Consider the following 14,621-nt stretch of genomic DNA (forward strand, 5'->3'; position numbering starts at 1 on the left):
TTTTGAATGGATTCATATCTAGTACTTATATTCAACTATGTATAGAGTATAAAAATAATAATATATTTTGATTATTAGGAGATTACCATTTAGGTAAAGGCATATATGGGTAAATCACTAGTTATAGTTGAATCGCCGGCAAAAGCTAGAACAATCAATAAATACCTTGGCCATAACTACGTTGTAAAATCCAGTATCGGACATATTAGAGATTTGCCAACTAGCAATTCTTCAACTAGTCGTAAAAATTATGATAAGGAAAAAATAATATGTAAAAAAATTAAAAAAGATGCAAGAGCTGCGTTAGTAAGTCGAATGGGTATTGATCCCTGGAAAGATTGGCAAGTAGAATATCAAATTCTACCTGGAAAAGAAAATATTGTTTTAGAATTAAGACATCTTGCTGATGAAGCTGATCATATTTATCTTGCGACTGATCTTGATCGTGAGGGAGAAGCTATTGCTTGGCACTTACAACAAATAATCGGTGAAGACAATAAACGATTCAGTCGTGTAATATTTAATGAAATAACGGAAAAAGCCATTAATAAAGCTTTTGAAAACCCAGGAGAAATTAATATTAAACGCGTGTATGCACAACAGGCACGTCGTTTTATGGATCGTGTAGTAGGATATATGGTTTCACCATTACTATGGAAGAAAATTGCACGTGGTTTATCTGCTGGTCGTGTACAATCTGTTGCTGTGCGCCTGATAGTTGAACGTGAACAAGAAATAAAATCTTTCTTACCAAAAGAATATTGGAAAGTTGATGGAATTTTCAATACACTAACAGGTGATCAGTTAAATATGCAAGTTACTCATCAAGCAGATAAAATATTTCGTCCGATTGATAAAAATCAAACCAAAGAAGCCATTTCAATTTTACAGAAAGCTTACTATAAAATTTCATATCGAGAAGATAAACAAACTAATAGTAAACCTTCCGCACCATTTATAACTTCTACATTACAACAAGCTGCAAGTACACACTTAGGATTTAGTGTAAAGAAAACTATGATAATAGCCCAACTCCTATATGAAGCTGGATATATTACTTATATGCGTACTGATTCTACTAGCTTAAGTAAAGATGCTATTACTACAGCTCGTAGTTATATTGAAGAACATTTTGGTAAAAAATATTTACCAGAATTACCAAATCTATATTATAACAAAAGTAATTCACAGGAAGCTCATGAAGCGATTCGTCCTTCAAATATTTACATGTTAGCAGAAGAATTAAAATGTATGGAAGCTAACGCAAAAAAACTTTATCAATTAATTTGGCGTCAGTTTATTGCTTGTCAAATGGTACCTGCTCAGTATGATTTGAGTATGTTGAAAGTAAAAGCAGATGATTTCGAATTAAAAGCCAAAGGACGTACGTTATGTTTTGATGGATGGATCAAAATAATGCCTTCAATATCTAAAAATAATAAAAGTAATAGCTTACCTAAAGTAAATGTAGGTGATTATCTTACCTTAAAAGAACTTATTGTTACTCAACATTTTACTAAACCACCAATACGGTTTAGTGAAGCTTTACTGGTCCGTGAATTAGAGAAACGAGGCATTGGTCGGCCTTCAACTTATGCAAATATTATTTCAACTATTCAAGATAGAGGTTATATTCGAATTACAAATCATCGTTTCTATGCTGAAAAAATGGGTGAAATTGTTACACATCGGCTAAAAGAAAACTTTCAAGAACTAATGAACTATGATTTCACTGCACATATGGAAGATAATCTTGATCAAATTGCAAATAATAAAGTTGATTGGAAAATAGTACTCAATTCTTTCTTTAAAAATTTTAGCCGCCAATTAAATAAAGCTGAAAAAGAACCGAAAGAAGGTGGCATGCAACCTAATAAAATGGTATTAATATCGATTAACTGTCCAATATGCAATCGTAAAATGGGTATTCGTACTGCTAGCACTGGAGTATTTTTAGGTTGTTCTGGATATACTTTGAGCTCTAAAGAGCGTTGTAAAAAAACAATTAATTTAATCACAGAAACTGAAATTATTAATGTGTTAGAAGGTGACGATGCAGAAGCTCATGCTTTACTATCTAGGCGTCGCTGTCAAAATTGTAGTACGGCCATGGATAGTTATTTAATTGATAATCAATGTAAATTACATATTTGTGGGAATAACCCAGAATGTGATGGTTATGAAATTGAGAAAGGAAACTTTCATATTGATAGATATAACGGTTTACTTGTTTATTGTGAAAAATGTAATTATAAAATGGATTTAAAAATAGGACGTTTTGGTAAATATATGTCTTGTACAAATCAAGACTGTAAAAATACACGTAAACTTTTGCGTAACGGTGAATTAGCTCCACCTAAACAAGAACCAATTTCATTACCTGAATTACTATGTAAGAAATCAGATGCTTATTTTGTATTACGTGATGGAGCATCAGGAATATTCTTTGCTGCCAATACTTTTCCAAAATCACGTGAAACTCGTACGCCTTTAGTAGAAGAGCTACAACGTTTTGTAGATCGTTTGCCTGAACAGCTCAAGTATTTAGCAAAAGCACCAGCTATAGATCCAGAAGGTAATAAAACTATTATACGTTTTAGTCATAAAACCAAACAACAATACATATCTTCAGAAAAACAAGGTAAAATAACTAATTGGGCTATGTTTTATATAGATGGCAAATGGCAAAAAATAAAAGAGTAATTCCTTTAAGGTAATAATCTAGCTATTGTAGTATTCTTATGGTGATATATAGTTCTATACCCTGTTTTGAATTAATAAAATTAATAGAATTTTATTCAAATAATATTGATATTAAACTAAAAAATAAGAAATATGATTGCTGGAAATACACACCTCGCCGCTACCTGGAAGATATAATTATGAAATTACAGCAGTTGCGTTACATCGTTGAAGTCGTTAATCATAATCTCAATGTTTCATCTACAGCAGAAGGCTTATATACATCTCAACCTGGTATTAGTAAGCAAGTTCGTATGTTGGAAGATGAACTTGGAGTACAAATATTTGCACGTAGCGGAAAACATTTAACAGAAGTCACACCCGCAGGTGAAAAAATTATTCGCATTGCACGCGAAGTATTATCTAAAATCGATTCTATCAAATCAATTGCTGGAGAACATACATGGCCTGATAAAGGATCTCTATATATTGCTACGACACACACTCAAGCACGCTATGCATTACCTAATGTAATTAAAGCTTTTATTGAACGCTATCCACATGTGTCATTACATATGCATCAAGGATCTCCTATGCAAATTGCAGAAGCAGTGTTTAAAGGCAATGCTGATTTTGCTATAGCTACTGAAGCATTACATTTATATGATGATCTGATAATGTTACCTTGTTACCATTGGAACCGTTCTATTATTGTTACACCTAATCATCCTTTAGCTGAAAAAAAACAAATAACAGTTGAAGAATTAGCAAAATTTCCACTAATAACCTATACTTTTAGTTTTACAGGTCGTTCTGAGCTAGATATGGCTTTTAATCGTATAGGTTTAACTCCACATATTGTATTTACAGCAACAGATGCAGATGTTATTAAAACTTATGTACGTCTAGGTTTAGGAGTTGGTATAATTGCTAGTATGGCAATAGATCCAGTATTCGATACTGATTTAGTATGCATAGAAGCATCAAAAATTTTCAATAAAAGCACTACTAAAATTGGTTTTAAGCGTAGTACTTTTTTAAGAAGTTATATGTATGATTTTATTTATACTTTTACTCCACACTTAACACGAGATATAATAGATACAGCTATTAATTTACGAACTAATGAAGATATAGAAGTCATGTTTCGCGATATTAATTTATCACTTAAATAAGAATTATCATAAATAAAAGATTGAAGATTAATTAGGATTAGAACATATTTTTATAATTTTAATGTTTAAATTAAATTAGTTAAATTAGATTAATATGCTTATAAGCTATTAAGCTTTATTTGTCTATGATTTTGTATAAATTTTATATTTTTCATATATTTTATATATATAAAATACTCTTTTATTAATTTTAAAATAAATTAAGAAATTTAAATGAATAGTCAATAATCCAGTTTTCTAAAATATTTTACTATTTAAATAACGGATATTTTTATTGATCTTCTTTTAAATATTGAAGGAAATGTCCCATTTTTTTTGCTTTAGTATCAAGGTAGCGTTCGTTGCTAGGATTTCTTCCTACGATTAATGGTACTCTTTCAATAATATTTATTCCTGCTTGAGTTAGGATATCAACTTTACGAGGATTATTAGTTAATAATCGAACTTTATTAATGCTTAAGAGTTTAAAAATATCAGCACAGAGAGTGAAATCACGTTCATCAGCAGCAAAACCCAATTTATTATTAGCTTCTACTGTATCATAACCTTTATCTTGTAATGCATAAGCACGAATCTTATTAAGAAGGCCTATATTACGTCCTTCTTGTCGATGATAAATTAGTACACCACATCTTTCCTTAGTTATTGCTGTCAGTGCTGCTTTTAATTGAAAGCCACAATCACATCGTAAACTAAATAAAGCATCACCAGTTAGACATTCAGAATGAATACGTGCTAATACTGGACTTTGATCTTTAATATCTCCATAAACTAATGCAATATGATTATGGCCAGTTATTAGTTCTTCGAAGCCAACGATTAAGAGATTCCCCCATGGAGTGGGCAGTTTTGCTTTCGCTATTAATTTAAGCTGCATGTAAATCTCCAACGGATCTTATTAAAAAAATAAATATTTTATTTTAATTATTTTTTTAATAAATATGATAATTATTTATAAGATTATTAAAATAAATAAAGACAAAAGCAATTTTGAAACAGAAAATATTTATATAATTAAAAATATTTTCATATAGATATTCTAATCAATTCAACAGATAAAAATCTTCATATTTAATATGATAAATATCATAAATATTTAAGTTGTTTAACTAATGATAGATAAACTAAAATGTATGAGAAGGGTATACTTTTTATTTGATTTATTAATAATAAAATTATCATAATTTTTTTAGAGTATCTCTTTTATAGTTATATGTTTTATTACATACTAATATTTTATAATCTTTAAAAAATTCAAAAGTATTACTAACCAAATATTATATGTTTGACATTAGATGCACTAGTTTTCTTCCATATATTCCGTTTCTACTTAAATAAAAAAATTTATTTTATTTATTAATTCATGGCAATGACTATTAATGCCAGAATAATTACGAGATACTTTTAATTGTTAGAATTATAAGTATTATTTTGTTTGATAGCTATTCTACTACATACTATTTTTTAAAAAAATAATAGATATAAATATGTACTCTACATATATTTATAAATCACTTAACAGGCTTATTTTTACATAAATAATATATTAATAAAATTAAAAGGAAAAATTATGAAATCTTTACTGATTTTTTTTGTTATATTAGTTATTTTTATTATTTCAGTAATACTTGGCGCACAAAATAATCAAGTTATAACTTTTAATTTTCTATTTGCAAAAATTGAATGTCAAATCTCAACATTACTTGCATGTCTCTTTAGTGCAGGATTTATGTTAGGATGGACTATCTGTGGTTTTTTTTGGCTACGCACACGTCTTACTCTATCTAATGTTCAACGTAAACTTAAGCGAATTAAAGCACAACAAAATATAATTTAATATACTGTATAGAGTAATTTTAAAAGTAAATTTACTTTTTTTATTTAATTATTAATTATTTATAATATATATAATAAAGATATACTATAAAATATGATCATCTTTTCATATGACTATTTTATAATTTAAAATATAAAAAACGCTAAATGAGCATATTTAAGATTAAAGGAATAAGCTAATAAAAAAGAAAAATATATATTTTTTAGTTAAGAACAAATTGATACTAAATTATGTAATTCATATGAAATGTATTATCACATATTATAAACGATACGATCAATATTATTAGTATTTATATATTTTGGTAATATACAAATAGAATGTACTTATTTTCCTTACAATAAAACAATATGTCTATGATAACATCTCCCATTATAATAGCATTAGATTTTAATAATATAAATAACATCATGGAATTTGTTGATAAGATTGATCCAAAACAATGTGGATTAAAAATAGGTAAAGAAACATTTACATTGTTTGGCCCATCATTAATTAAAATATTACAAGATAGAAAATTTAAAGTATTTCTAGATCTTAAATTTCATGATATTCCACATACAACTGCATGCGCTGTATCTGCAGCTGCAGATTTAGGAGTATGGATAGTCAATGTACATGCTTATGGAGGAGAACGTATGATGAATGCTGCACGTGAATCTCTAATACCATTTGGTAAAAATGCACCGTTGCTTATTGCAGTTACTGTACTTACTAGTATTAACCAAAAAGATCTCAATGAATTAGGTATTAATTTAACTCCAGCGCAACAAGGTGAAAAATTAGCACGATTAGCAAGCAAATGTGGATTAGATGGTGTGATTTGTTCTGCGCAAGAAGCAGCACTTTTAAAAAAAGTTAACCAAAATTTTATTATAGTAACACCAGGAATTCGTTTGATAGTTAATAATAATGATGATCAACATCGTATTATGACACCAATTGAAGCTCACCAAGTTGGAGTTGATTATATGGTTATTGGTCGACCAATAACACGAGCTCTTAATCCTTATGCGACATTACAATATATATTAAAATCTTTACTAAAAGAAAATAAATATTAAATGTAATTAAACCTCTTTTTTTATGAAAAATTTTATAAAAATAAAATAAATACTTTTAATATTAAAATATTAAAAAATTAAATAAAATACCTCATTATTTTATATTGCTAAATTAGCAATTATACTACGTGTTTCCATTCGTACTTGACTTATGGTGATATTAATAATATCAGTAACACGATAAATTATTTTATCTTTAATATATATAGTTCCACTTTCCTGTACAAATATTAAATCATCACGTATAGTATGAATAAAAGTAGCAGGAATATAAGCATTAGCACCATTTTCTTGAATACGTACACGCATTCCACTACGTAATACATCAATGATTTCAGCAGTAAATTTATGAGATGTACCTGCAAAAGATAACAAGAAGTATGCGTAAAGCCAATCGTTTATATCACGTTCTGCCATACGGTGTAATCTACGACGTTCACTAATAGTTATTGTAATATCGTTTTGAGGACACCTAATATTAGTATCCCCTCGAATAATTGCCTTTAATAAACGATGGTTTATCATATCACCAAACTTACGAATAGGTGAAGTCCAAGTTGCATAAGATTCTAATCCAAGAGCGAAATGTGGGCCTGGTTCAGTACTAATTTCTACAAAAGAATAAAAACGACGAATACGATTGTCTAAATATTGTGTTGGTTGAGCATCAAGTTTACGATGTATCTGACGAAATCCTTCTAAAGTAGTAATTTCTTTTTGATCTACTTTAATCCCATGTTCACAAAGAATATCTACAACTTGTACAACATTTGACAAATTAAAACCAGCATGTAAAGTATAAATCCCAAAACCTAATTTTTTCTGTAAAAATTTTGCTGCACATATATTAGCTAATATCATGGTTTCTTCTATAATACGATTAGCAATTCGTCTATGTTCAAGAATAATATCTAATACTTTTCCTTTCTCATCTAATAAAAAATGGTAGTCTGGGCGATCTTTAAATACTAATGCATTAGTTTGTCGCCATTTAAACCGTGCTAAACATAAATGATTTAATAAATTAATTTGATTGGCAATATCTTTATTTGCAGGTGTCCAAGATCCGATATTTTCTAACCAATCAGAAACATTATTATATACTAACGTAGCTTTTGATTCGATCCACGCAGTAAAGAAAGTAATATCTTCTTCCATACTACCATCTTTTAGTATATTAACGTGGCAAACTAGTACTGGACGACGTACATTTTGATGTAATGAACATATATTATCCGAAAGATCACGTGGTAACATAGGTATATTAAATCCTGGTAGATAATTCGTAAATACCCGTTGAGATGCTAGTATATCTAAATTACTACCTTGAGCAATGTAACAAGTAGGATCAGCAATAGCGATATTTAAAGAAAATTTTTCATCTAATGTTTTTGTAATATATAATGCATCATCAATATCTTTAGTATCAGCGCTGTCTATCGTAATAAAAGTCATTTCAGTTAGATCTTCCCGCTGTAAGTTCTCTTCGAGCATATGACCAAATTTTATTTTTGGCGCTTCACGCTCTAAATTATAACGTGATAATGTAACCCACCATGGAGCGAAATAATCTTCACTTGTAGTAATGAATTCCGTTAATTCAGCGGAAAAACAACCATTATTTTTCAATGGATGACTACACATTTCTGCAACTGCCCAATCTCCAACTTTAAAATCATGTATTAAGTCATGCCTAAGTCGACATTGAATAGGATTTTTTAGTAACGGATGATCAGGTATAATCAAAAGATTACTATTTTTTTTTTGAATCCGCCCAACAAAGCGAGTTAAAAATGGTTCAACTAAAGATTCTGGCTCTGCATTTTTACGATCTTTATCAGTATAAATAACAGCAATAATACGATCGCTATGCATAACTTTTTTCATTTGTAAAGGTGGAATAAAATAACTTTTTTGAGAATCAACCTCAAGAAAACCAAAACCTTTTTCTGTACTTCTTACAATACCTTCAACACGAGGAGCTAGCGCATGAAGTTTCTTTTTTAACTGTGTAAGTAATGGGTTATCATGAAACATAATTTATCTAATTTTATTATTAAAAAACAGGTAACAATTTCATTGAAATCAAATTAACAAAAAAATAATTTACAATTATAAAAATTAATTAATTTTAATTTTTATTTTCTAAAAAAATATCATGTTAATAATTTGTTAAACTAAGCTTTACAGGTATTGATTTAGAGGTTGGTGTACCACTGTCATCTCCATAGCTAGATAGTGGAACAAGAGGATTAGTTTCTGGATAGTAAGCTGCAATATTACCGCGTGGTATATTATATGGTACTAACTTGAATGCTTTTACACTACGAGTAATACCATCATTCCATACCGTTTCAATATCTACTAATTGACCTTCACTAAATCCTAATGAATGGATATCTTTTTTATTAATAAATAACACGTTTCTCTGACCATAAATACCTCGATAACGATCATCTAGGCCATAAATTGTAGTATTATATTGATCATGAGATCTTATAGTTTGTAATACAAAAGGTATTACTTTATTTCCAAGTTGTGGAAATAAAGATTTTGGTAAAGTAGCACTACTAAACTCTGCTTTACCTGATGATGTATTAAAATTGAGCTCTGCTGCTTGATTTCCTAAATAAAAACTATTTGATGTATTACATTTTTTATTAAAATCGGTAAATCCAGGAACGATTGCAGCAATTTGATCGCGAATTAAATTATAATTATCAGCTAATGCTAACCAATTTATTTGATCATTTCCAATAGTATAATGAGCGATATTTGAAATAATAGATATTTCTGACCGTTGAGTATCTGATAAGGGAATACTAATTCCTTTTGAAGGGTGTATCATACTAAAAGTATCTTCTACTGTAATATATTGATTACCAGTCGCTTGCAAATCACGCTCAGTACGACCAAGAGTTGGTAGAATAATACATTCTTTACCTGGAACAAGATGGCTGCGATTAAGTTTAGTACTAATATATACCGTTAAATCACAATTTCTTAAACCTTTTTCAGCACGTGGAGAATCTGGAGCAGCAGCAGCTAAATTTCCACCTAAAGAAATGAATACTTTTACTTGATTATTTAACATTGCGTTCAGTGCTTGTATAGTATTGTGACCATACTTACGAGGTGGGTTAAAATTAAAATAACTACTCAGTGCATCAAGAAAAGCTTTAGTAGGTTTTTCATTGATTCCCATTGTACGATTACCTTGAACATTGCTGTGACCACGTACTGGACATACTCCTGCTCCTTTTTTACCTATGTGACCAAATAATAATTGTAAATTTACAATCTCACGGATAGTATCTATTGAATGCTTATGTTGAGTTATTCCCATAGCCCATGTAATAATAACACGCTTGGCCTTTTGATAAATTATTGCAGCGTCTATAATTTGTTTTTTGCTTAATCCAGATTGGTATAAAATATGATCCCATGATGTATTATCAACAACTTTTAGATAAGACTTTATACCTTGAGTATAATTTTCTATAAATTCTTGATTAAAAATTCCTTTTCCATCTGATATCAACTTTGATCGATGAATTTCTAACAATACTTTGACGATGCCACGTAATGCAGCCATATCACCACCTAGTTTAGGTTGATAATAAGTAAAACTAATAGTAGTTGACATTGGGGTGATTATTTCTAATAATTTTTGTGGATTACTAAAATATTCTAAGCCACGTTCACGTAGTGTATTAAAAGTGATTATCTTTGCTCCACGATTTATGGCTTTACGTAAACTATGTAGCATTCTAGGGTGATTAGTGCCAACATTTTGACCAAAGATAAAAATAGCATCAGCATGTTTAAAATCATCTAGACAAATAGTGCTTTTACCTACTCCAATACTTCTTTTTAAAGCTATACTACTTGCTTCATGGCACATGTTAGAACAATCAGGAAAATTATTAGTACCAACTAAACGACCAAACATCTGATATAGCCAAGAAACTTCATTACTAGCACGTCCAGAAGTATAAAGTTCCATTTGATCTGGATAATCCATAGCTTTTATATGCTGAGATATAATCTTAAAAGCATTATCCCAAGTAATTGGTTCATAATGATCAGTTTTTATATTATATCGCATTGGATGTATAATACGTCCTTGGTATTCAAGAAAGTAATCACTCTGTTGGTAAAGAAAATTTACGCTATTCTTAATAAAAAAATCTGGTGTTACTGCACGACGTGTCGATTCCCATGCTACAGCTTTAGCACCATTTTCACAAAAATTAAAAGTACTTTTATTATCATTTCCCCAAGCACAACCAGGACAATTAAAACCATGTGGCTTATTCATACGCATTAAATTTCGTATATTATTTAATACTTTTTTACTATCAAAAATAAAACGGACAGTCGATTTTAAAGAATCCCAACCACCAGAAGCTAAGGGATAAGGCTTAATTTTACTTTTAAATTTCATAATCAATACAATAATTAATTATTTTAAATAGTTACCTATTATTTAATAATAAATTAAAAAATAATCTATTATTAAATATATATTTTTTTTCAATAACATATTTTTTATATATATAAATTATAAAATTTCAGTAGTTTAATAAACTATATAATTAATTTTATTATTGGATTTTATTCACTTGAATTTAATAATAATTAATAATTATTTTAATATTTTTAAACGAATTTCTTTATTCTTTATTCTTTATTCTTAAATAATTATAACTTATTTTAATAATTCAAATTTTAATAATTCAAATACATTCAGTATGTTGTAAACATTTAATAAAATTAACTTGAATAAAATAAAATATTATTTAAGTTCTAGTTCATTCATGGCAGTGATGCTAAAACCACCATCTACATGTATTACTTCACCGGTAATTCCACTTGCAAGATCAGAGCATAAGAAAGCAGCAGAGTTTCCTATATCCTCTATAGTGATAGAACGGCGAATAGGAGTAATAGATTCACAATAATTTAGCATTTTACGAAATCCTTTTATACCAGAAGATGCTAAAGTTCGGATTGGACCAGCAGATATAGCGTTAACACGTATACTTTCTGGGCCCATAGAATTTGCCATATATCTAACATTAGCTTCTAAAGATGCTTTTGCTGGACCCATAACATTATAATTTACAATAGCACGTTCTGCACCTAAATAAGAAATAGTCAATAGCGCAGAATTAGGGTTTAACATTAAACGACAAGCTTTTGCCATAGCAACAAAACTATAAACACTTATTTCGTGAGCTATTTGAAATCCTTGACGACTGACTGTATTTACATAATCTCCATTTAATTGATCGTTTGGTGCAAAAGCAATAGAATGAACTAAACCATCAAATGTTGTCCATTTTTGTGATAATTGGTTAAATAAATCTGTAATATTTTCATCTTTTTCTACATTACAAGGTAAAATAATTTTTGAATCTAATCCTATTGCAAGTTCTGTTATCCGATCTTTTAATTTATTATTTTGATAAGTAAAAGCTAACTCTGCTCTTTGTTTATACATTGCCTGTGCTATGCCATAAGCAATAGAAACTTTACTAGCTACACCAGCAATTAAAATACGTTTACCTGCAAGAAAACCCATAACGATAATCCTTGAAAATTTTAATAATAAAGAAAATTTAATTAATATTTTTATATTATTAAAATAAAATTATTTTTAATATATTTAGTAACACTAATCAAAATATTGGTTTTCTAAAAAGATGAATATTATAATAATTTATTACATATATCTAAATAATAAAATAAGTGAATATTTTTCATATCGAATTTAATTTAATAATTATTAGCTGATTATATATAACCTTATATTTGTAATCAGATATAAATAGTAATAAAATTTAATGTGATTTAAATTTTATTACAATATCTATTTGGTTTTACTATAATTTTGTATAATAATTTTTTTTTAATTCACTTTAAGGAAAAGTTATGGATAAAAAAAATAAACTTATAGATAAAAAACATTATTATTGGAGCCTTATTTGTTGCATGTTAGCTATATTAGTTTTAGCAATAGAAGTGATTATTGTTGCCAACCTTAAAGAAGGACACCATTCTAACACTAATCCTGTAAGATATCAAGCAAAAAAAAAATGGTCTTGTGGTATAATTGTATCGATTAAAAATTAATAAATAAAAATGAAATATTAATTTAAATTCAATAGCGGGTAATTAATCTATTTCATAGCTATTTAAATAGTTTAAAAATAAAAATAAACCATAAAATATAATGATAGCAATTCCCCGTCTTAAATTTAAGTAAAATAATAGAGGAAATTAAGTTTTCATCTTCTGTCACTACGTCTCTAAGCTAGTTTTCCACTGATGGGATAAAATACTAATTAGTTTTGATTTACAGTTAAATAGGTATATGGATAAAAATCATATAATTATAAACCACAACTATCGTCTTTGGATCCTTGTTGCCTGTATGTTAGCTATGTTTATGGTGGCAATAGAAGTGACTATTGTTGCAACTGCAATGCCTACTATTACTATTAAGCTTGGTAAGTTCTCGCAATTTAGTTGGGTTTTTTCTATTTATCTTGTAACACAGGCAGTCAGCGTACCGTTATATGGTAGATTAGCAGATATCTGGGGAAGAAAATTATTATTTTTTATTGGTATCTCAGTATTCCTGATTGGGTCTATTTTATGCGGATTAGCTCATAATATGATATGGCTTATTGTGTTTCGTGCCGTTCAAGGCATAGGAGCAGGTTCTATTATACCTTTGATAACTACTATTATAGCTGATATATATTTACCACATGAACGTGCTAATGTGCAAGGATGGCTTTCAAGTGTATGGGGTATTTCTGCTATAATTGGCCCATTAAGCGGTGCTTGGCTAGTACAGAATTTTAATTGGTCAGTTATCTTTTGGATTAATGTACCGATTGGAATTATATCAATGGTAATATTAGCATACTTCCTTCCAGCATATAAAAGATGTGCTAGTATAACAACCATTAATCTTACTGGTAGTTGCTGGATGATCATTAGTATTACTGCTCTATTAGTAACATTATTACAAGCAAATGTACTTGGTTGCTGGTTACTACCTTTTTTATTATTGACTTTTGTTGCAACTTGGAAACTGAAACGCCATGAACAATACGGTAAATATCCACTATTTCCAGTTGCCATATGGCATAATAGACTTATTATTGCTAGTAATGCTGGTAACTTAATTATTGGTGCTAATATGATGGGAGTGAGTGTTTTTTTACCAACTTGGATTCAATCTATTATTGGTGGAACTCCATTGGAGTCTGGTATAGCATTAGCCATGATGTCGATTGGTTGGCCATTATCAAGTACTATAAGTGGAAAATTAATGTTAGTGACTTCATATCGCTTTACTGCACAGCTCGGTTCTTGTCTTTTGATAGCTGGAAATGCGATGTTACTATTACTTAATACTAATAGCACTATTATACAAGCTGGCTTTACTGCTTTTATTATTGGTACTGGAATGGGTATGACAAGTACTACCTTTTTAGTTTCTGTACAAAATTATGCACATGATGAAATTCGTAGCATTTGTACTGCCTCAATTATTTTTAGTCGAATGATAGGTTCAGCAATTGGTACTGCATTAATGGGTGCTGTACTTAATTTTAATTTATCACACAGATTACCGCAAGTAAATGATCCCATGCAGAAGATTATATTACAAGAAAGTCGTCAAATGTTATCAACAAATACTCTACAAATCTGGATAGAACAAGTTGCAGCTTCTTTACAATGGGTATTTATGATAACATTAATAATCGCATTGTTGACTTTATGGATTTCTTGTTTTATGCCTCATAGGACTTCTAACTTATAAGTTAAGTTTATATCAATTAG

At 28.9% G+C, this 14,621-nt stretch carries 10 protein-coding genes; 6 read left to right on the forward strand and 4 right to left on the reverse strand.

Annotation, left to right across the window (positions count from 1 at the left end; genetic code table 11):
• The first annotated feature begins 105 nt into the window (after nucleotides 1-105).
• On the forward strand, nucleotides 106-2,703 hold the full coding sequence (topA, locus tag FD728_RS01355; RefSeq protein ID WP_159934053.1) for a type I DNA topoisomerase: 2,598 nt from the start codon (nucleotides 106-108) through the stop codon (nucleotides 2,701-2,703).
• A gap of 179 nt (nucleotides 2,704-2,882) precedes the next feature.
• Entirely contained in the window at nucleotides 2,883-3,857 is a 975-nt protein-coding gene (gene cysB / locus FD728_RS01360; protein ID WP_159934470.1) for an HTH-type transcriptional regulator CysB, read from the forward strand.
• A 271-nt stretch (nucleotides 3,858-4,128) separates the two neighbouring features.
• On the opposite strand, the gene ribA is transcribed toward cysB, so the two are convergent.
• Nucleotides 4,129-4,734, reverse strand: a complete 606-nt coding sequence (gene ribA, locus FD728_RS01365; protein WP_159934055.1) for a GTP cyclohydrolase II — start codon at nucleotides 4,732-4,734, stop codon at nucleotides 4,129-4,131.
• Nucleotides 4,735-5,427: 693 nt separating this feature from the next.
• On the opposite strand from ribA, the gene FD728_RS01370 reads away from it, so the two are divergent.
• Both FD728_RS01370 and pyrF read left to right on the forward strand, forming a co-directional pair.
• A complete protein-coding gene (locus FD728_RS01370) occupies nucleotides 5,428-5,694 on the forward strand; it encodes a LapA family protein (protein ID WP_159934057.1) in 267 nt (88 codons plus the stop codon).
• Nucleotides 5,695-6,050: 356 nt separating this feature from the next.
• A complete protein-coding gene (gene pyrF / locus FD728_RS01375; RefSeq protein WP_159934059.1) occupies nucleotides 6,051-6,758 on the forward strand; it encodes an orotidine-5'-phosphate decarboxylase in 708 nt (235 codons plus the stop codon).
• 99 nt (nucleotides 6,759-6,857) lie between these two features.
• Here pyrF and FD728_RS01380 read toward each other — a convergent pair whose 3' ends face one another.
• The 3 genes from FD728_RS01380 to fabI form a co-directional block, all read right to left on the reverse strand.
• Complete coding sequence (locus FD728_RS01380; protein WP_159934061.1) at nucleotides 6,858-8,795, reverse strand: exoribonuclease II; 1,938 nt, start codon at nucleotides 8,793-8,795, stop codon at nucleotides 6,858-6,860.
• A 124-nt stretch (nucleotides 8,796-8,919) separates the two neighbouring features.
• Nucleotides 8,920-11,205: an FdhF/YdeP family oxidoreductase gene (locus tag FD728_RS01385; protein WP_159934063.1), complete on the reverse strand. Its 2,286-nt coding sequence runs from the start codon at nucleotides 11,203-11,205 to the stop codon at nucleotides 8,920-8,922.
• A gap of 351 nt (nucleotides 11,206-11,556) precedes the next feature.
• Nucleotides 11,557-12,345 (reverse strand): enoyl-ACP reductase FabI, encoded by a 789-nt coding sequence (gene fabI, locus FD728_RS01390; protein ID WP_159934065.1) that lies wholly within the window; start codon nucleotides 12,343-12,345, stop codon nucleotides 11,557-11,559.
• A gap of 350 nt (nucleotides 12,346-12,695) precedes the next feature.
• On the opposite strand from fabI, the gene FD728_RS01395 reads away from it, so the two are divergent.
• Complete coding sequence (locus FD728_RS01395) at nucleotides 12,696-12,896, forward strand: hypothetical protein (RefSeq protein ID WP_159934067.1); 201 nt, start codon at nucleotides 12,696-12,698, stop codon at nucleotides 12,894-12,896.
• Between the two features lie 241 nt (nucleotides 12,897-13,137).
• On the forward strand, nucleotides 13,138-14,601 hold the full coding sequence (locus tag FD728_RS01400) for an MDR family MFS transporter (RefSeq protein ID WP_159934069.1): 1,464 nt from the start codon (nucleotides 13,138-13,140) through the stop codon (nucleotides 14,599-14,601).
• Nucleotides 14,602-14,621: the final 20 nt, after the last annotated feature.

It is taken from the genome of Pantoea sp. Aalb (genome assembly GCF_009829985.1).
Lineage (GTDB): Bacteria > Pseudomonadota > Gammaproteobacteria > Enterobacterales > Enterobacteriaceae > SZZU01.

Bases quoted from the DNA above. Each gene is read 5' to 3' on its own strand.
- topA (WP_159934053.1), top strand. From the start codon at position 106: ATGGGTAAATCACTAGTTATAGTTGAATCGCCGGCAAAAGCTAGAACA.
- cysB (WP_159934470.1), top strand. From the start codon at position 2,883: ATGAAATTACAGCAGTTGCGTTACATCGTTGAAGTCGTTAATCATAAT.
- ribA (WP_159934055.1), bottom strand. From the start codon at position 4,734: ATGCAGCTTAAATTAATAGCGAAAGCAAAACTGCCCACTCCATGGGGG.
- FD728_RS01370 (WP_159934057.1), top strand. From the start codon at position 5,428: ATGAAATCTTTACTGATTTTTTTTGTTATATTAGTTATTTTTATTATT.
- pyrF (WP_159934059.1), top strand. From the start codon at position 6,051: ATGATAACATCTCCCATTATAATAGCATTAGATTTTAATAATATAAAT.
- FD728_RS01380 (WP_159934061.1), bottom strand. From the start codon at position 8,795: ATGTTTCATGATAACCCATTACTTACACAGTTAAAAAAGAAACTTCAT.
- FD728_RS01385 (WP_159934063.1), bottom strand. From the start codon at position 11,205: ATGAAATTTAAAAGTAAAATTAAGCCTTATCCCTTAGCTTCTGGTGGT.
- fabI (WP_159934065.1), bottom strand. From the start codon at position 12,345: ATGGGTTTTCTTGCAGGTAAACGTATTTTAATTGCTGGTGTAGCTAGT.
- FD728_RS01395 (WP_159934067.1), top strand. From the start codon at position 12,696: ATGGATAAAAAAAATAAACTTATAGATAAAAAACATTATTATTGGAGC.
- FD728_RS01400 (WP_159934069.1), top strand. From the start codon at position 13,138: ATGGATAAAAATCATATAATTATAAACCACAACTATCGTCTTTGGATC.